Source organism: Methylobacterium sp. D53M, from assembly GCF_053345625.1.
Genome location: NZ_JBKFAL010000024.1, coordinates 34,469 through 53,737 on the forward strand (window position 1 = coordinate 34,469; position 19,269 = coordinate 53,737).

General features: G+C 63.7%; 11 protein-coding genes and 1 pseudogene. 2 read left to right on the plus strand and 10 right to left on the minus strand.

All coding sequences use genetic code 11. From position 1 onward, the window contains the following. Positions 1-188 precede the first annotated feature (188 nt). Together ACLBYG_RS25335 and ACLBYG_RS25340 are read left to right on the plus strand one after the other, a co-directional pair. Complete coding sequence (locus tag ACLBYG_RS25335; RefSeq protein ID WP_447683309.1) at positions 189-350, plus strand: hypothetical protein; 162 nt, start codon at positions 189-191, stop codon at positions 348-350. Then, entirely contained in the window at positions 347-751 is a 405-nt protein-coding gene (locus ACLBYG_RS25340; protein WP_447683310.1) for a hypothetical protein, read from the plus strand. Before ACLBYG_RS25335 ends, ACLBYG_RS25340 begins: the two co-directional genes overlap by 4 nt. A 74-nt stretch (positions 752-825) precedes the next feature. On the opposite strand, the pseudogene ACLBYG_RS25345 reads toward ACLBYG_RS25340, so the two are convergent. From ACLBYG_RS25345 to ACLBYG_RS25390, 10 genes and pseudogenes are all read right to left on the minus strand, one after another. Continuing rightward, a pseudogene (locus ACLBYG_RS25345) lies at positions 826-2,897 on the minus strand (ATP-dependent helicase). Positions 2,898-2,998: 101 nt separating this feature from the next. Then, the gene (locus tag ACLBYG_RS25350) at positions 2,999-3,904 is read right to left on the minus strand and encodes a hypothetical protein (protein WP_447683311.1); all 906 of its coding nucleotides are present in this window, start codon (positions 3,902-3,904) and stop codon (positions 2,999-3,001) included. Positions 3,905-3,939: 35 nt separating this feature from the next. Continuing rightward, a complete protein-coding gene (locus ACLBYG_RS25355) occupies positions 3,940-6,063 on the minus strand; it encodes a hypothetical protein (protein ID WP_447683312.1) in 2,124 nt (707 codons plus the stop codon). A 271-nt stretch (positions 6,064-6,334) separates the two neighbouring features. After that, the gene (locus ACLBYG_RS25360; RefSeq protein WP_447683313.1) at positions 6,335-7,297 is read right to left on the minus strand and encodes a lipase family protein; all 963 of its coding nucleotides are present in this window, start codon (positions 7,295-7,297) and stop codon (positions 6,335-6,337) included. Between the two features lie 156 nt (positions 7,298-7,453). Next, positions 7,454-9,799 carry a peptidoglycan-binding protein gene (locus ACLBYG_RS25365; RefSeq protein ID WP_447683314.1) on the minus strand — a complete coding sequence of 782 codons (2,346 nt, stop codon included), beginning with the start codon at positions 9,797-9,799 and terminating at the stop codon, positions 7,454-7,456. Positions 9,800-10,201: 402 nt separating this feature from the next. After that, positions 10,202-12,664, minus strand: a complete 2,463-nt coding sequence (locus ACLBYG_RS25370; protein ID WP_447683315.1) for a DUF2235 domain-containing protein — start codon at positions 12,662-12,664, stop codon at positions 10,202-10,204. A gap of 462 nt (positions 12,665-13,126) precedes the next feature. After that, complete coding sequence (locus ACLBYG_RS25375) at positions 13,127-14,956, minus strand: alpha/beta fold hydrolase (protein ID WP_447683316.1); 1,830 nt, start codon at positions 14,954-14,956, stop codon at positions 13,127-13,129. 296 nt (positions 14,957-15,252) lie between these two features. Next, positions 15,253-16,355 (minus strand): IS3 family transposase gene (locus ACLBYG_RS25380; RefSeq protein WP_447683317.1). Its coding sequence is split into 2 segments (ribosomal slippage): positions 15,253-16,094 and positions 16,094-16,355, totalling 1,104 coding nucleotides; the frame shifts between segments, so codons are not numbered across the junction. Between the two features lie 776 nt (positions 16,356-17,131). Next, positions 17,132-17,821, minus strand: coding sequence for a helix-turn-helix transcriptional regulator (locus ACLBYG_RS25385; RefSeq protein WP_447683318.1), 690 nt, complete (start codon positions 17,819-17,821; stop codon positions 17,132-17,134). A gap of 119 nt (positions 17,822-17,940) precedes the next feature. Then, positions 17,941-19,260, minus strand: a complete 1,320-nt coding sequence (locus tag ACLBYG_RS25390) for a tyrosine-type recombinase/integrase (RefSeq protein ID WP_447683319.1) — start codon at positions 19,258-19,260, stop codon at positions 17,941-17,943. Positions 19,261-19,269 lie beyond the last annotated feature (9 nt).

The following is a 19,269-nucleotide window of genomic DNA, read 5'->3' on the forward strand; positions in this document are numbered from 1 at the left end:
CGGACGCGCGAAACCACCTCGCGGAGAATCGGGCTACCGGCCATTTCCGGCTGATCGGCTACGAAGCTTTTCAAGGTGTTGGCGCCCCCTTCTGGAGTTCGAGGAGCGGGGCGTGTCCGCGCTCCGGATCCATGAGGCGGATGGCCGTGGCCAGATCGTGGAAGGCCTCGACGGGCTGGAGAACCTCGATGCCTTCTGACCTCAACGCCGCCGGCTTCAAGTCGAAACCGGTTCGCGACTGGAGCCGGTGCCTGTACTGGTGTGCCCGCGCCGATTTGGTGAAGGCCGGCGACCGCCCGGAAACGGTGCGGCTGCCCTACAGCCTCGACGATCGGCCGGCGGTCTCTTGATCGAGGCCGCCTGCCGCAAACTCCAGTCCGAGATGCTGCAATGGTCGGCCAACCGCGGCCAGCCGGACTCCCGTTTCGACGGCGCAATCCCCAGTCTTTCGCGTCGCTACCAGACCGACGAGGCGAGCCCGTTCAAGCCGCTCGAGCACGACACGCAGCACAAAGACACGTACACCCTCGCGCAGATCGAGAAGGCGTTCAGCACACGCTCGCTGGCTGCCCTGCAGACCAGCGACTTCCATCGCTGGTACGACGCAGCCAAGAAGCCGAAGGTGACAGGCTGCACGGAGCGGGTGCGGCGCGCTTACGGTGAGCGGCCGCGATGGCTGTACCTGCTCGGTACCGCCGTACGTGGCTCGCCCATGGAAGGCATCCGGTCGTCCGCGGACTCGGGCGCTTAAATGTGTGGGAAGCCGCGCCAGCCTCGCTAGCCAGCGCGCCCGCAGAGGTTCGCACGGCGAAGGACGCTCACCATCTATCGCCACATGGTTAGCATCCGGCTGCGCAGGTCGACCCTCGCCGGTTGCGGCGACGGTCGGCCCACGGCGCTGACCGGGGGCCCGGGCCAGCTTGAAAGCTCGAACAAGCCCAGCAGCGCATTGGGGATGAACCGCGTCCGTTGCGCATAGACATGGCGATCGCCCATGGCGCTCTGCCCATGCGTGAAGAAGCGCTGCGGCGTGACGAGGTGCAGATCGTCCCTGGCCCGCGTCATCGCCACGTAGAGCAGGCGCCGCTCCTTCTCGATCTCTGCGCTCGTGCCGGTGCCGAGGTCCGACGGCATGCAGCCGTTGACGACGTTGAGCACGTAGACCGCGTTCCACTCCTGGCCCTTGACCGAGTGGATGGTGGAGAGGATCAGGTAGTCGTCGTCGAGTCGCGGAACGCCCGCTTGGTCGCTCGTCGCGTCCGGCGGGTCGAGGGTGAGCTCCGTCAGAAACGGCTCGCGGGACGGGTAGCCGCCAGCAATCTGCTCGAGCTGCACGAGGTCGAGCTGCCGGACGGTGGCGTCCTCGTGCCTGCGCTCGAGATGGGGCTCGTACCAGAGACGGGCGCGCTGGAGCTCGGCGGGCCATCCGACCCGGCCCGAGCGAAGGCCCGCGATCAGGGCCACGAAGTCCCCCCAGCCTTCCTCCCTCGATGGGACCGCGGCGCTGGCGAGATCGCCGGCCGGTTCAAGCGCCGACCCCATATGGTCCAGCACGCGCTGGGCCGAGGTCGGCCCGACACCCGGCATCAGCAGCAGGACGCGAAAACCGGCGACCCGGTCGCGTGGATTCTGAGCGAACCGCAGGATCGCCAGCAGATCCTTGACGTGGGCGGCGTCGAGGAACTTGAGGCCGCCGAACTTCACGAAGGGGATGTTACGGCGCGTCAGTTCGACCTCAAGCTGGCCGCTATGGTGCGAGGCACGGAACAGCACGGCCTGCTGCTTCAGCCTCGACCCACCCTCACGTCGTTCCAGAACCTGCTCGACGACGTGGCGCGCCTGGTCGGCCTCATTCCGGACGCCGACAAGCCGCGGCCGCGCCGCGGCGGTCCGGTCCGTCCGAATGTTCTTTGTGAACCGCTCCGCCGCCAGCCCGATCACTCCGTTGGCGGCGTCGAGGACCGGTTGTGTCGAGCGATAGTTGCGATCGAGGGTGACGATCTTGGCGGCGGGGGTGAACTGGCCTGGGAAATCGAGGATGTTGCGCACCGTCGCGGCGCGGAACACGTAGATCGACTGCGCGTCGTCGCCGACCACGGTCAGGCCGTGCCCGTCCGGTCTTAAGGCGAGCAGGATCGAGGCCTGCAGCCGATTGGTGTCCTGGTACTCGTCGATCAGGACGTGGCCGAAGCGGCTGCCCATGTCCGCTGAGAGCTCGGGATCGCTCGCGGCCTGCGCCCAGTAGAGCAGCAGGTCGTCGTAATCGAGGACGTTCTGAGCCTGCTTCGCCTCGACATAGATTGCGAACAGCTGCTTCAGCTCGCTCGCTTACATCGTGCACCAGGGGAACCAAGCTGTCAGCACCGCCTCGATCGGCATCTCAGCATTGACGCAGCGCGAGTAGATCGCGAGGCAGGTTCCCTTGGTCGGGAAGCGCTTCTCGGTCTTGGAGAAGCCGAACTCGTGCCTGGCGAGGTTCATCAGGTCGGCGGAATCTTCCCGGTCATGGATGGTGAAGGCAGGATCGAGCCCGATCTGCTCCGCATAGTCACGCAGGAGCCGAGCGCCGACGCCGTGGAAGGTTCCCGCCCAGGCGAGCGCCTCCGCCATCGGATCGGCCCTGTCCCCCGTCACCCGACGCAGGATCTGGCTGCACGGCGGGTCATCTCGGCGGCCGCGCAGCGGGAGAAGGACATGAGCAGAATCCGGCACGGATCGCCGCCGCTGACTAATAGGTGTGCGACCCAATGCGCGAACGTATTCGCCTTGCGGGAGCTGGCGCCGGCGATGAACAGGAGGGGGGCTGCGGCTGTCGTGTTACCGCTGATGATTCCGTGCTCGACTGCGCAGCGTTGCGCGTCGTTGAGCGTTTCAAGATAGCTGGCAACCGTCCCGATCTCGAATCATCCTCGCGATCTGCGACAATGGTATATTTGCCTTTTGTTCGCAGCGCGGCGATAGGCAGGACGGCGCACCTTCTGGACTGCTGGCAGATCGATCAAGCGAGCGCCTGCGCGATCGCCACGGCTATCGGCTGATGCGCAAGGTACTTCTCGATCGAATGCGCATCCGCATAGCCATTTTCGATCCCGACAACGTTAGTGACCGTCGCTGGTCCGAACGTGGCGGCGTTGAGCTCCGGGTGCAACGCGACGAAATCTTCCCGATCACTGCCGTTCAGCCACCTCGTAGCGACGGGAGGCGTGACGTAGGGAGCGCGGATGCGATCGCGTACGATGCGGATGCCGAGCGGTGACCCAAGCGTCACGAAGAGCGGCAGCCTTGGATTGTCTGGAAGCTGACGCAGAAGGACGTAGCTGACGACGGTCCCGAGCGAATGGCCGATGACGACCGTGCGTTCCATGTTTCCCAGGTCGTCGAGAACCTGGCCGCGCACGAGGTCGTTGATCCTGTCGAAGACGCCGGGCTTGTTGAGGTAGGTCGCAGCCTGTCGCAGGAAGCGCTCCGCGAGCCCGTTCCCGGCTCCGGGCACGACCCTCTCGAGTGCGCGCGCGATGGCTTTTAGCCAGCTCTTGTGGATTCCGGCCGCCATGCGCCGCGCCGCCGCTTGCTCGCCCGGCCGGAGTTCAGCCTCGACCTGCAGATCGGTCACGTTGTGGGCGCGCTGCAGCTCGATATAAAGCGCGGCTATCTCATTCGGTGCATAATCGCGATCGGAGGCCGCGATGCCCATCGCGGCTACGGCTTCGGCGCCGCCATCCCACGATTGCTCCTCCCGGTAGAGAGCGTCCGCATAGTAGGCAGTGCGCAACTCGACGCTCTCCCACCAAGGATCGGCGAGCGCTCCCATCGAACGACGGAGCGCCGTCGACCATAGTGATTGGATCTCCGCGGCAGTGCGGCCCTGGTTGTTGATGCCATGCACGAAGATGAGGCGCCGCATGTAATTTCCTCCGGTGAACAATCGCGATGGGCATTCTACGGCGACGCGATAACGTAGCCGAAATGGTCCGAGATCTTCTCCAGCGCTTTAGTCGGCAGCACAACGGCGCGCGCGCTCACGAGCGCTTCCGCCGCCTTGACAAGAACGGGAGGGATTTCGAGGCGATCGGCATCGGCCAGCAATAGCCAGCCTTGGCGGTGAACGGGAAAGAGCCCCCAGACCGGAACCCTCTTGGCGGCCAGAAATTCGCTGCCTGCGTAATGTGGACGCGTCTCATTTGGCTGTGCTCGGACAGCCGGTAGATCTGCAAAAACATGCCAGGTCTTCCTGTGCCTAACCCATGTCAGTGATGATGCGGCAAGCGCTGCGAGATCGAAGGGCAGTCCGTACTCGGCCATGTAATGGGCCGTACGCACGATGTTGTTCTCGTCGTTCGCGAGTTTATAAAGGTAGCCTGCTAGAATGCCTTTGTTCGGAGACGCACGCTTTTCCATCCGGATCCGATCGCCGATCTCCGACGCTCGCGAATCTCGCCCAGTTGGTGACGTGAGTTGTGCACCTGAACTGAGAGAGGTGTCCCAACACCCTGTTTCGTCTACTTTATGAAGGAGAACCTCTCCAGGTAGCTCCTCAAGCAAGACGGTTTGCGAACCCTGCAATACGGGAGCGAGCGTCCAACCATGGTCCTGGCGCACAAAGATCGCGCGTTCACACAGTCGCTCAGGTAGGTAGGCCCAGCCGTTACCCACTCGGGAGAGCGATGCCGCCTCAAGCTTTGGAACAGCAACTGGCCCGTTTTCGTCGAACAGAACGTGAGGTAAGGCGTACCTCCGGTGCCTCCTTGCAAACTTTTTTGCGAGCGCGTCTGCTCGGGCGAGCGATCGTCGAAATTCGCTGGCCGAATCCGGCTCTGGCTCGAAGCGCTTACGCGCGACGCGACCATCAACGTGCGCAGCGGATGCTGCAGAAGTTACTTCCTCTTCCGTATCAAAACCTTGTGATGGACTGCGCGTGAAATCCGTGCGGAGCTGCGCGTCCTTCAACGTCTGCGCAAGAACTTCCTGCCAGTCGATGTCTGCCGGCAAGTTGATCGGTCCGCTTCCAATCCTCTCCGGCAAGAGGCGACCGCCAGGCAGTTCAATCGGCGGAATCGGGACGGCGGCATTCAGATAGGTGGCCTGGAGAGCCTTCTCGAAGGCGTTTCGCACTGTGTCGGCAGTTAGCGGCGAATGGCGACCAGGCGGCAGCCCGGAGACGGTACCCTCGATTCCCAGCTGTCTGAGAACGTCGTCGGCGATTGCGTCAGGAAGCGTTACCGCTATTTCATTCTGCTGCTGGTGCAGCGGGGGCGTCACAGAGGAAGTCAGTATATCGTAGTAGTTATGGTTGGGGCGGATGGTGGCATAAATGTCCGGCTCCATTGCCTCCTTAAGCTCGATGGCGCGCCTTGGTACCTCCTTGTCGAGATAGTCGGCGAGCGCGTGATTGGAGATAACCGGCTTGAAAGGATGATGGTCGCGCTCGATGACCTCGGGCACGTTACCCTCGAGCGCATCGCATAGCACCGACGAGAAAAGGCAGAAAGGCTTGGAGCCTTTCACCGCTCTGACTTGGAACGCATAGGCGCCGAGGGTCGTCGCGCGGAACAGATCGACATGCAGGTTGGGCGCATTGCCCCTGCGGGTCATGACTGCGTTCGGGACAAGATTTAGCCCGTCCCGATGAACGTTGCGGCAAGCGTCCGCAAATATCACTAACTGTCCTCTCAGCAGTTCTTGATTGTGCGCGCCGATCCCGTAGTTTCTGAGGCCGTTGATGAGCTGCATGACTCCTACGCATTCGCCATCATCTTGGCCGGCATGGGTCAGCAGCCAGAATTCCTCAGCCGTTGAGCGAACGACGCCATGGCCAGCGAAGTAAATAACCAATCGGTCGATGAGATTGTTGTCGAGAAGATCCGTAATTTCGGTACGAAGTCGTTCGACGGTGACCGGTCTGCCCGGCTGGCCATTAGTTGGTTCGTCAGTGATCTCGAGTACCTTGTAGTTCCGTCCGGGACCCGGCGCCTTCGCCCAATTCACCATGCGCCGAGCACTGGTCAGCGTGCCGGGGAGTGCTTCGTAGGGCGGGTCATAATCTGATACCGCGATGGCGACCATTGCCTTTCGAAGCGGTGTGAAAGTTGGCATGACGATCTACGCAACGGCAAGTAGCGGAATTCTACCGTAGATCCGGGCGAAAACATAATTGCTTGTCCGCGCCGCTTGTCCCACATGGCAAGTGCGCCGTGCCCGATGGTTCCGCATGCGTCCGATCTGCCGACCGAGCGTGCGGGACGCACGTCGGTATCGCCTTGTGATCAGGCGACAATCGGGAACGTCGAGGGTGAACTCACCGGGCGCCGTTCCAGGACAGCCCATCTCGGCATAGTTACGTGACGGCATTGATGTAGGCGTCGGGCAGGTGGTCTCGGATCTGGGGCGGCAGGCTATCGAGGAACCAACCGATTGCGTCGTTCCGCCGAGAGTGGCGCCCGGGGCGCAGCAAGGAGATGGCGTTTCGATAGGCCCCGGCAACCAGCGCCCCGGCGCCGAGCGGTCGAAGGAGCGCTTGGCGGACCCCCACGGCGATCTGGGGCAGAAAGTGCGGCTCGTCCGACCCGGGGGCGGGGGCCAGCGCCGACGGATCGAATTTGGCCCAGGATGGGCAGCGCAGCAAGCGCCCGACGTGGCGGAAGTCCAGTCCCGTCGGCGGTACGGTCGGGACGATGTCGGCGCCATGAACGAGGCGGTACGTCACGGCGCCGAGCCGGGCATCGTACGCGCCCTGAAAAGCCTCCGAGCCGGTCCGCGGCATGCCGAAGGTATACACGCCCGCCACGGGGATCCCGGCTTCCAGGAGCGACAAGGCGGCGATCACGGCCAGCGCGCCGCCGAGGCTATGGCCGGACACCAAGACAGCCCGACTCGAGCTCGCCTTCAACAAGGCTGTCACTTCCGGGACCACTGCTTGAGCCGCGGTGGAAAAGCCCTGGGCAAGACCGCCGGGGGAGGGGCGTATGCGGAAATCGGTGATCCAGTCCTCGAGGACGACCGGATCCGTGCCCGCGAACGAGAGGAAGGCCACGTCCGCCCTGGTGGCCAGCAAGGCCTCGGTCCTCGCGATCGGCAACGGCGACGCCACGCCCTTCGCGATGATCCCTGGACCGAGGAACGCCAGATCCCACGCAGCTAGGATCCGGGCCACCTTCTCGAACTCATCGGTCTCGTAGGCGAGTTGGCACAGCCAGGACATCGCCTTCGCCGTACCTAACCGGAAGGCCCGATCCCCGCCGAACGCACCGAATGCCTTCGGATCGTACAATTCCTCCGGCAGCTTCGTCAGCGCACTCACGACCACCTCCCTGTCCTGCATCCGACGGCCAGCGCACCCGCGGAGCGCCCCAAGGGCACGGGCTGTCTGAGCCTACGCATCGACGTTGCGCTGCCACATGGCCTTGCCGCAAAGCCGCCGCCCGGGCGGAGCCAGCCCCAGGCGACAGCCGGCACTTCAACGCTCGAGGTTCTGCCCCTCGCGATGGTCCTTCACCCGCGCATCCACGACCTTCTGGCCGAAGTAGTTGGCAGCCAAGCCGATCGCCAGCGTCGCGAGCGAGCCGCCGAACCCAGGTATGACGCTGCCGGCAACAGCCGCGACGCCCTTGGCGATGAACTGTAGATTTGTTTGATCCGTGAAGAAGGCCGGCAACCGATCGAAGATCGTCGTCATGACCGGCTGGGCCGCCGTGCGCGCCGCCGCGAACCCCTGCACCATCCGGTCGAGGTCGGGATTGCGGGCGATGATCTCCGGCGGCAGCACCTGGCGGAGCTGAGCCAGCGCGCGCGCCAAACTCGGAAGGAAAGAGAGGGCGTCCGGACTCCCGGCGATGTCGCGCGCCAAGCCCGCCACCCGGTTAGCCGCTTCGGGCGTATTCCCACCCGGCGCGGCCAGCTGTTCCGCACCGGTCAGCAGGGCGCGGACGTTCGTTGCGACGAGGGAATCAGGTGCCGCCGGGGTGCCGGAGTTGACGATGGCACTGTTACCGATGCCCAGGAGGCCGAGCGCCGCGGCGACCTTGCCGAGGAGCTTGGTCCGGAATGCGTCGCGGATGGTGACAGAGCCGCGCTTCTTCAGTTCCTCCGCCGTCGCGGCGGTGCGATCGTTGTCGAGCTGCCGGTTACCCGCATTCGGAAGGGCGGCACGGGTGAGATCGTCGATGAGCCCGGTCGTCGGCAGCCTATTCTCGTTCTGGAAGGCGAGGAGGGCGGCAGCGGTGATGTTGCCGAACTTGCCGTCGACCTGACCGACCGGGTACCCGAGTTCCTTGAGCCGCTGCTGCACGGCCCTGACGTCCGCACTCTCGGTCTGTGCGGCGACCACGATCGGCGGGGGCGGGTCGGCGATCTCGTCGGTGGCGTCGAACTGCGCCAGGTCGTACCTGGCAATGACCCGCTTGAGCTTGCCGCCATACCCCGGATCGGTCGCGTAGACGCCGGTGAGCGCGTCGCAGAAGCGGCCTGCATCCTTCGACTGCCGCATCGCGGCCCGATAGGCCGGCGCGGTCGCCAGCAGCTTGCCATGCGCGTCGAAGGCGTCCGCCAACGTCGGGAACTTGCGGAACCGAGCGGGTTCCCGTCGCCAGACGCCGTTGCGGACCTCGCTCGTGCCGACCTCCACGTAAGGCTGGCCGCCGCTGGCCTTGATCCCGAATGGATTGTTCGAGCCCGGCGGCATGTGTGCCCCGTTGCCGCTCTCGAGAATGTACTGGGCAATGGTCACGGAGGCGGGCACCCCCCACTTCGTCTGACTCGCGAGCGCCGCGGCGATCACGGCCTCCGCGATGCGCGAGGACCCGCCGTCCGTGGGGTGCGGCGCCGGCCGTGGGGCCGCCATCGGCACGGCGACGGTCGGCACGCGCCCATCCACAGTCGGCATGGTCAGGCCGAGCGCAAGCGCGGTGGTCGGGCCGACGACGCCGTCGGCCTTGTCGGCACCGAGCGCGGCCCTTTGGAAGTCGAACAGGGCCCTCAGGGTCTCGCGGCCGAACCGCCCGTCGACGGGATTGGCGCCGCCCCGCGACGAGAGCGCCCGTTGGATATCCGCGACCAAAGACCCGCTCGATCCGTATCGGGCCACTTGGGAGATCTCGTCGTCGGAGGCGTCCGCGAGCCGTTCTACCGCCGCGCCCTCGACCAGCATGTAGGCGAAGCTCGCCTGGCCGTTCGCGTGGTCGTAGGCATTCTGCCGGAAGCGCGCCCAAGGTCCGGACTCCGTGACGCTGCCGTCGTTGGTCGTCGGGAAGCCGGCGACCACTTGGCAGCCGTTGCTCGAGAAACCCGGCGTCCGCGGCGATTCGTGGAAGGCCGCGTGGAGATTGTCCCAGAAGAAGGTGTCCTTGTTGGCACCCAGGTCGATCGAGTCGTCGAGGTCGTAATCGTCGTCGTCCCGGGTGCGCCAAACCGGCAGGAAACTGGCTTGCCGGAACGCCTGGTGGCCGCGGGGCTGCCCGGACTTGTGCTGGCCCTTGGCGTAGCGGTGGAAACCCAGGATGACCATGTTGGCCGCGGCTCCGCCCCGCCGCGCCGCTGAGATGGCACGGCGGTTCGGCACCGTCGAGCCTGCGAACACTGCGACCTGATCGTCCCCGGGACGCCACTGCACGAGGGTGCAGCGCATCGACTCGTAGTCGGGCGGTCCGATCTTGACGCGCCGCGCGGAGGCGAAGGCAAGATCGTCCGGATCGGCGGGCATGGCGCCGCGTATGCCGGCGAAGACGAGATACTCATCCGACAGCACAAAGTTGTTCTGTCGAGCGATACGGCGCAGCAACCCGCCGGTGAGGTCAAGTTCCGACATGCCGTTCTCCCGCTTCTTCGAATCGGCCACCGTTTGATAAAATTTGAACTTGATTGTTTTTATTTATATGTACATGAACCATTTAGATCTGCAATGTCAATGTTTTTTATAATGCAATCGAGGGCATGTAGACAGCCGTTTGATCCGGGTTTTACTGATCTATCAGTATGCCTCGGTAAACGATATTATTCGAACGCTTTCGCCTCGGGAAGCTTGGCGACATACCTTGTGGCTCGCCAGCGCTCTGAGCCGAGGATGTCCCGGCTAGCAGCCGATCTAGGCGGCCGGGACGTGCGGAAGCGTGCCTTGGGCCGGATCGACTTGCTTCCCAAGCTTCCACCGCTCGTCGCCCGTCGAAGGGCCATGGTGGCACATCGACTGGCAATTTCGTGGATGGAGGCATCATGGCCGGCCTGCGGGCACCCAACGCGTGCCCTCGCGCACCTCCAGCGAGACTTCGGCGGTGCCCGTGTTGTCGCGATAGAAAAAGGAGGCCGGCACGCCGACCGCGTCATTGACGAAGATCGAGGCTGCGCCTGTGCGGTCCGCGTTGAACTCGGCCGCGAAGCGGTTGCCGGTCGCGCCGCAGCCCTGCGGCAGGCAGGCCCCCTCGAAGGTCAATGGTTGGAGGTGGACGGTGCCGCCGGAGGCGTGGATGCGCAGGATAGGCTGGAACCAGTCCTGCGCCTGCGCGCGGCGGAACGGGCCGCCGAGACCGAACCACCATGGGCGGTCGCTTGCCTGGATGCCCTTCGGGCTCGCCGGGATCGAGGTGGCGAGCCATCCGCGCTCGATCAGTCGGGCGACCGGCCATGATTCCCTCAGCTCGGACGGCGCGTCGTCAGACCACGGCTCCTCGATCGTCAACGTTACGCGGTAATGCCGCCCTTGTTCTAGGGTGGCGAACGAGGCTCCGCAGGGGTCGGCCGTGACGAGTCGACCCGCGGCGGATCGGGACTCGCACGGTGCGAGCGCGTCAAATCGGTCGCGGGCGGCGTAGACCATCCGAACGATCGCGAGGAGCGCGACGGCGGTGAGGGCGATGAGGATCAGGAGGCCGAACAGGGTCGGGATCACCCGCCATTTCACGGTCTGCAGGATCCGCTGGTAGGTGCCGCTGGTCCTCAGGCGGTGGACCCAGCCGTCGGGAGGTCCGGCGGCCGTCGCGACGGGCGGAGCCGGCCGTCGGTGGGATACGGGCAGCTGGTAGGACCTGATCCACAGCTCTCGCATGCCGTCCTGGATGCGCAGCTGGAGCGTCGCGCCAACCCGCGTTAGGCCCGCGATCGCCGCCGACACCAGCAGGAACCAGCCGGGCGTGAGGGCGTAGGCATCGATCCAGGGGGACAGGAGCGATGGCAGGATGCCGCCCGCCGAGCGGATGACCGGCGCGAGAAGGCATTGCGGGCCAACGCAGGCCGAGGGCGGCGCGGCGATCTGGATCAGCGGGAATGCCGCGAGGAGGAGCGAGACGCCGACGGTGGCGAAGTAGGTCACGCGCCTGCGCCAGACGTCGTCGAACACCCACTCCTCGAGGCGCAACTGAAGCGCGGCGGGGCGCTCTGACGTGCCCGTCTCCGGATGTCCTGGCCCGACGACGGCAAAGGCAGGCGGCAGCGTCGTTGGCGCGTAGCGGTCGGTGCCGGCCTTGATCCGGGCGATCACGCTCTCGTGGACGAGGACGGGCGGGACGAGCTTGGGCGGGCTCTGGGGATCCCGCAGGAGCAAGGTGCCGGCCGGAGGGTGCTGCAGCTTGGCAGCGAGGCGGCGGGATTGCGGCCGGTAGTAGCCGGCGACGCCGCTGCGCGAATCGTAGAGGCGTCCGAACGGGTCGGGATCGAACGACCAGCCCCAGTCCGCCGGTAGCTTCAGTCTCAGGCCGGCTGAGCGGGCCTCGCCCATCATCCACTCGAGCGAGACATGGGAGAGCGCGTCGTCCGCGTAGCCGCCGCCGAGGTTGGAGTGCACGCCCGCGAACCAGACCTGGCGCATCCTGTCGGGGGCGACCCGTCCATGCGCGACCAATCGCTGTTCGGCCACCTCGTCCCACAGCAACGGCTGGAAGCTGTCGCGCTCCTCGTCCAGCGCCAGCGCGTGGCGCGCGCGGCGTACCTGTGGCGACAGGATCGTGTTCGGCATGGAAAGGGGCCAGACCCAATCGTCGATGCCGCGCGTCAGTTCCTCTAGCGGCATCCCGTAGGCTGCGACCGTGTCCCACGCTCCGAGGAATGCGATCTCCCCGACCGGTGTCCTGTAGACCTCGCTGTACTGGCGCCGACGCGCGAGGCGCCGCGTTGCCCGCAACGCGACGTCGCGCAGGTCGCGCACGCGGTCCACGAGACCGACCTTGGTCTTCCGGAAGTAGCTGGTGAACGGGTCGTCCCTGGCCCGTCCGGGAATCGCGCCCTCGAACCGCACCTTGCTCGAGCGCGGAAGAAGAGGGAGCTTATAGCGCCGCCGATAGGCTCGGTATGCGTCGGGGGAGTAGGTCGAGAGGTCCTCATCCGTCTGGCATCGTATCAGGCCCTGCGTCAGGACCAGGGCGGCAAAGACCCGGACCGTGAATGCGCCGCGGCTGAACCCGAACAGGTAGATCCTGTCGCCGCGCTCGTAGTTGCGGCAAAGGAAGACGTACATCGCAAGGATGTTGCGTTTCAGGCCGATTCCGAAGACGCCCCCGAGAAGTTGAAGCGGCTTGAACGTCGATGTTCCGACGCCGTCATGGTAAAAGGCTATCTGTCGGAGACCTTGGGGCGGTGTCTGAGAGAGATCCGCTGCTTGGTAGAGGCGCCAAATGTTCGTTTTGAACAACTTGGCCGCGCTGTTGCCAGTGCCATCGGCGAACAGCAAGATAGCTTTGGGCATGCCGAAGCACCTCTAAGTTGCAATCGTAAGAATGCAGATCCATTCAGGCTTCGCAAGAGCCCTTCGTCGACTTCCGGCCCTTCCCTGATTTTGGAGACTCCGGAAGCTTAGAGATGCGGTCGGAGGCGGATATTTCGGTCTCCGGTTATAGAAGCTGGGGTTTAGGAGGCTGAGCTGCCACAAAGCGCCGGTGGGTAAGCCGGACGTCCGTCTGGTCGAGTGCTCTCGCCGCCCGACGCGAAAGCTGACAAGCTTGATCCCGGCAGGCGCAGCGGCGCCCGGAAACGGTGCGCTGGCACCACGGCTATCCGGGGCCGGGGCGAACCTTTGTCGATCGAACCGGTCCCAATCGAGTTGGACTCGATTTAAGGGAGTCGTAATGAAGAAAGTGTTGGCTCGGTACTAAACTTCGTGAGCCGCGACGGGTTTATGGGTATCGCCACGCATCATCGCGAGGAGGATCTACACTCGTGTGGCCACGATGTACAATGTCATGACATAAATGGCGAGGCTGGCGGACAAGACCGTCGCTTCCGACGGGGTCGAGGGGCCGAGGACGATTCTTTGAATGAGGAATGCTCCCGCTCCTATAATGGTGGCCGCGATAGCCGCGACGATAGCCGGGGAAATCCATCCCAAAATGCGGTAAAATTTACTCTGGTCCTGTCGAAAGGGCGGGTATGTCGTTGCTGGCGGCTGGCCGGATGTTATGAACTGAGCTATGTCCTTTCGATAGGCTTCCCCGAGGCCTGCGCCGTGACCCCCTTCTATGTATGCAACCTGATAGATCGGACCTGAGGGTTCCGCTTGATCGAACCCATCGTGTCCCGCGCTTCCCAGATTGAACCACGACAATGGCTGCAGGCCATTTGGGAAGATCGATACGACCCAGTCGCCGGTCGCGACGTAGTTCAGGATTCTGCCGGCTCGCCCCGATCTTGTGAGAGAAATCCAGTCGTAATCCCGGCGGACGACGCTACCAAGGAATACAATATTCTCGAAGCGCGCCCCGGGATAATCTTGTAAGGCTTGGGCGGCGAGATATGTTCCGTTCGAATGTCCGACGTAGTGAAACGTAGCGCGAGGATATCTGGCGCGAGCCTCGACGTAACGGTCCATCAGCCATTCCACCTTCCGCTGCCTCGTCGTACGGAAGACAAACGGCATCATCGCGAAATAACCGTATGTCTCCGTCCAGGACGCAAATTTCCTGTGTTGGTCGATAGGTGAGGCCGCATTAGAGGCATCCGACGCGAGCTTGATCGTCCTGGCAATTTTTTGTGTCCAGAAACCTTTGTCTCTGATGCCGTGGATAACGAATACGAGATCCGTTATCGTCGGGTCGGGTTCCGGAGGTAGGTTGTCTTGCATTTGGCTTCGCTGGACGGCCGCATGCGCAACCTGTGCGTAACTCCCGACCAGGGCGAGCGCGAAGGACTTTCGCCTTTCGGCGGCGGGCCCCGGACACGCGGCGCCCTCCGGGCTCATGTCCAGGATCGAGCGGTGGCCCGAAGCCGGAACTTCAATGTAGAAATAGGCGTTCTGCGCGCTCTGGTTCGTATGATCTACCGAGTAATCGACATTGTCGTCCGGCGATACCCAGTCGTCGATTGATCCGAGAAGCTGTACCGTGAGGATCTCTGGACGAGGGCCATAGGTTGCATCCATCAGCGCGAGCCACTGGAGCCGCGTCTGGACGAGAAAGGGTGCGCCTCTACGGATTGCCATAATCGTCGGCCTTCCGGAGAACACAGTATCCGCGATGAACTCGTTCACGCCCCATTTCACGCTGGTGATCCAGTCCATGGCCGAGGAAACGGACCACCCGCGATTCATGCCTGCGAGGAGGATCAGGCGCCTGATCCGCGGCGCCCACGATCGCGGAGCGCGGAAGTGTTGTAAGTCCGTCTCGAACGGGGCAGGGACTGCGCCGTTTATGTCCTTCTGCTCGCCGAAGGCCAGGACAACGAGGCGTCGCGCGAGAACCGCTCCAAAGCTATAGCCCACGATATAGAGTTCAGAGTATTCGCCACCTTCTTCGCGGCGCTGTCTGACCAGATCGTCGACCGCTTCTGTCAATCCACGCATGATTGTCTCGGCTGACACCATGCAAAGATAGCTTCGTGTGCGGCTATATGGCAGGGTGGGTATGAAGATGTCTGCGTCAGGCAGGTGATGGCGTGCGATCGTCCTGATTGGAGCCATCTGCTCCCCGGATCCATCGTATCCGTGGATCATGACGACGAGGCAATCTCGTTTCGTTCCCCGAAAGAGGTCGATTCGATCCGTCATGTTGGCTCCCGGCGTTGATCCCGCTTTAATATGCACGAGCTGGGATCTGCCAGGCCACTGAAAAGTAAACGCGACACCGGATAACCGAAGACCGGTGATCTGGTACGCTCGTCTGGTGTGCGGACCGCTGCCTGCGCGGGCATTCGAGGCGATGGCCTCGGCGACGGGCCGAGTTTACTCCAGCCATCGCTTCCGGCAGCAGATTGCGAAGCGGGATGAGGGTCCTCCGGATTTTGGTCCGGCTGGAATGTGAGCTTCCGGATCTCATGGAGTTGACCCGGTTTGTGGTCCACGACCTATGCAATTTTTCGGGCTGTGACAGCTTGGTTGGCGAAGGCTCGGGGCGTCAAGCCGCCCAGGGCCGTATGGGGTCGATCTTCGTTGTAGTGGCACCTCCAGTCCTCGATGCGTTCACGGGCATCGGCTAGCGATAGTAACCACGAACCGTTCAAGCACTCTGCCCGTAGGCGGCCGTTGAACGACTCGATGTAGGCGTTGTCGGTCGGCTTACCCGGTCGGGAGAAGTCGATCTCAACTCCGTTCAGATAAGCCCATTGGTCGAGCATGCGCCCGGCGAATTCCGGCCCATTGTCAACCCGTAGGCTCTTTGGACGACCGCGGAGCTTCACCAGTGCGTCCAGGGCCTCGGTCACCTGGAAGGCGCGGAAGTTGGCTCTCGGTTTGAGCGAGAGCGCCTCTCGCGTATGGCAATCGACCACCGTCAAGATCCGGAACGGACGTCCGTCGAACAGGCGATCAGACATGATGACCATGGCCCAAACCTCGTTGGGTCCACCGATGGCCGGCCGCCCTTGCCGGTAGCGCCAGGCCCGCTTGCGCTTGGGCAGCTTGGGCCGGATCGACAGTCCTTCGTCCCGGTAGATCCGGTAGGTGCGCTTGTGGTTCACCTCCCAGCCTTCCCGCCGCAACAGGATGTGCAGCCTTCGGTAGCCGTAGCGCACGCGTGCGGCAGCGAGCTCCTTCAGCCGCATGCGCAGCGCCACCTGCGGGTCGGAGCGCTTCCTGTAACGCTGGGACGAGCTGCCGAAATCGGTGGCTTGGCAGGCCCGACGCTCGCTGATGTCGTAGGCCACCTGCAGGTGACCGGCGATCTCGCGGCGAGCGGCGGGCCTCACCACTTTCGCTTGAGGACATCCTGCAGCATGGAGCGGTCCAGCGTCAGATCGGCCACCAGTCGTTTGAGCTTGCTGTTCTCGTCCTCCAGCTGCTTCAACCGCCGGATCTCCGGCACACCCATGCCGACGAACTGCTTCTTCCAGCGGTAAAACGTCGGCTCGGACACGCCCATCTTCCGGCAGACCTCGTCCACCGTCGCACCGTTCTCCGCCTGCCGCAGGGCAAAGGCGATCTGTTCGTTCGTAAAGCGTTTGCGAGGCATGGCATCCACCCTCCTTCAGGGTTCAGGATGCCCGAAAAACTTGCGCTCGGCGCGGACCAGTTTGCTGGGTCAGGGTCAGGGGCAGGCCAAACTGAAGACGCGTGTGAGTTTGCTCCATAGCGAAAATTCCTACCGAAATTGCTTTATAGAGAAATCGACTAACCCTCGCAGGATGCTTTTCGGTTTAGCGAAAATCGCGCTCGAAATTTCGTTGAAGAGAAAATATCAATCGGTGCTTGAGAGCGAGCTATCGTGGCTCGGCTATGGACCAATGGCCTGGGATCGAGAGAACGTGGCGCAAGTAGCTCCCGAGCAGAGCCACATCGGCGTCCCTGCGCCCCATAGGGCAGGGGGCTCTACTCCAATCAGTGCAATGCAAGCGTCCTGTACATGGCCAAGTACCAACAAACCACGACGCTCAAACCGAGCGAGGACGGTGCCGCATCCTGCTCCCGCGGCTGCATGCAGGTCGAGGTCCAGGGTCTGTCTGCCGCCACGAGGATGATCGGCGCAAACGCACACCAGCCGCCGGCTCGATCCTGAAGAGCGTGGGACTCAACCGGATCGTATGAACGAGAGTGTGGCTCGAGTGTCTGATCGGGACGGATCCGGCCACGAAATCGCCTGCTGCCCAGTCGGGGCACCGGGACGAAGGACATGCGTGCGCTTCCGCTCATCTCACGGCACGCATAAACGTCGGCCGCAGCAATCCTACGCCGATTGCTCAGCTTCAAGCTGCGCGCCGCGCCGCCAGCAGACCGATCACGCTCGTCCGTCTAAGACGGCCGGCCGGAACTCCGACGCCGATTTCGCCAAGCATCCAGATCGGGTTCTAGATACCTCACCCGTGAACCGATCTTGTGGAACGGCGGTCCGCTCCCGTCTAGGCGCCACTTGTCCAATGAACTTTTGCTGACACCTAGAAACCGGCTCGCGGCATGGACGTCCATACCATCGGTGCTGGCGGTGGGCTGCCTAGCGATCAACTTGGGCTCGGCGCGCACGATAATGGTCTCGGAGCTCTCGGTTGCTCGGGGCTTTGGTTGCTCGGGCGGCGCGACATGGACCGAGAAGTACACGTGGCCGTCGGGCGTGGTGCACGTCCCTGCAGCCCAGTCGACCGTTGATGCCGCCCAGATGTCGGGCGGCATTCTTCTGAAACCGTCGACTGGCCTAGGTCCTCCTCGCGCGTGAACGGCAAGCATACCCAGCTCGATCAGCGCCTCGTGACGACGTACGAGTGCCGACCAGAAATCGTCGACAAGAGCGGCGACGATGAATGCCATTTCGGATCGCAGGCTGCGCGACATCGCGGACCGAAGCAGTGCGGGATGCGATCTCACGCACAGGCAGTAGCCGCCACCCGGCTCCATGTCATCTTCGACGGGATTGCGGGCGAGCACCTCGATCAGTCCGGTCGACCAATTTATTTGAACGAGCATGGGCTCCGGTACGTCGATCGCCAATGAGCGCTCCAAATCCGCGTCCAGCTCCAGATCGCGATAGGACGCCTCAGCGGTCCGGCGGAGGACGAATGGAGCAAGGCGTAGCGGGATCCAGTCAGGACGGATCGTTGTCGGATACCTCACGCCCGTCCCCTGACGTCGACCGCATTCGAATTGCTTCCGACGGTGGTGTCGCGTGCCGGCGCTTCCAGCGCGGCAGCGAGGTCGGTCATGCATGAGCCTGCGGCCCTGGCGGCGACGTCGTGCTGAACGTGGGCGTAGATTAGAGTTGACCGCAGGTTGGTGTGACCCAGCAGAGCTCCGGCCAAAGGAATGCTCAGGCCTTGAGAGACTGCGTTCGACCCGAAGGTATGCCGTAGGAGATGCGGAAACAGCTGGTCTAATCCGGCAAGGCGCATGATAAGAGGCAGGTACCTTTTCGTACCTGTGTACCATCCATCGCCTCTTTTCGCCGGGAAGACATAGGCGGAGTCGGCCGTCTCCTTTAGCTTCCGCAGAAACGCTACCGCAGGTGGCGTGAGAGGCCGTTTGGTCTCGCTCTTAGAGCTCTCCAGTTCCAGGCGTTCATGTTCCAGCCTGACCTCGCTCCATTTCAAAGCGGCTCCCTCGTTCCTTCTCAGCCCGGTGAGCAGCCAAAGGCGGATCTGGTCCGTGGCGACGCGCGGAATTCCGTGGTCGCGCTCCGCCTCGACGAGCGCCCGTCCAAGGCGTTGGACATGCCCGGTTGTCAGATAATCCTTGCGCTCGTTGTCTACCTTGTTGACCCGCGCGGACGCGACTGGATTCGTCTGGATGAGATTGCGGTCCATGGCGAAGGTGCAGACGGCGGAGAAGTCGCGGACCACCTTCCGCGCGGCCCCGCGCCCGCCCCGGGCCACCGCTCCCCTTCCAATCCGCTTCCCGGGATCCGCGGCAGTGGCTCCCGACCCCACCTTCTTGAAGAGCGTCTCGACATGCGTCTTGTCGAGTTCGACGAGCCGGATGTGGCCCAGGACTGGCAGGACGTGGTTGCGCAGCCGAGCCATCGTGTACGCGGCGGTCTGCTCCGTCATCTCCTCCCCTTCCCGCCGGCCCTTCAGGCGGACAAGTCCTTCTGCACCGTAGAGGTCGATCAGTTCATGGACGGACAGGCAGTTCCTCGCGGCGACCCGATCGGCGGCGGGATCCTGGCCGTTCCGGGCGAGCACGAGCTTCTCCGCCGCTTCCTTTCGCGCATCGGACACGTTCAGCGTCCGCGTGTCGCCGAGCTTCATCTTCCTGGAAGGAGCTCCTCGACCGCCGCCCTGACGGTAGTGAATGTAGTAGGATTTGGCGCCCGTCGGCTCAACTCGGAGACCGAAGCCGGGCTGATCGAGATCCCAGATAAAGTACGAGCTCGCTTGGGCCGGTGCCTTCTCGACGACCTTGAGCGTCAGACGAACGGCATTGCTTCGTTTCATGGACGGCTC

Coding starts and splice junctions, on each gene's coding strand:
- ACLBYG_RS25335 (WP_447683309.1), top strand. CDS start 189: ATGCCTTCTGACCTCAACGCCGCCGGCTTCAAGTCGAAACCGGTTCGC.
- ACLBYG_RS25350 (WP_447683311.1), bottom strand. CDS start 3,904: ATGCGGCGCCTCATCTTCGTGCATGGCATCAACAACCAGGGCCGCACT.
- ACLBYG_RS25355 (WP_447683312.1), bottom strand. CDS start 6,063: ATGGTCGCCATCGCGGTATCAGATTATGACCCGCCCTACGAAGCACTC.
- ACLBYG_RS25365 (WP_447683314.1), bottom strand. CDS start 9,799: ATGTCGGAACTTGACCTCACCGGCGGGTTGCTGCGCCGTATCGCTCGA.
- ACLBYG_RS25370 (WP_447683315.1), bottom strand. CDS start 12,664: ATGCCCAAAGCTATCTTGCTGTTCGCCGATGGCACTGGCAACAGCGCG.
- ACLBYG_RS25375 (WP_447683316.1), bottom strand. CDS start 14,956: ATGACGGATCGAATCGACCTCTTTCGGGGAACGAAACGAGATTGCCTC.
- ACLBYG_RS25390 (WP_447683319.1), bottom strand. CDS start 19,260: ATGAAACGAAGCAATGCCGTTCGTCTGACGCTCAAGGTCGTCGAGAAG.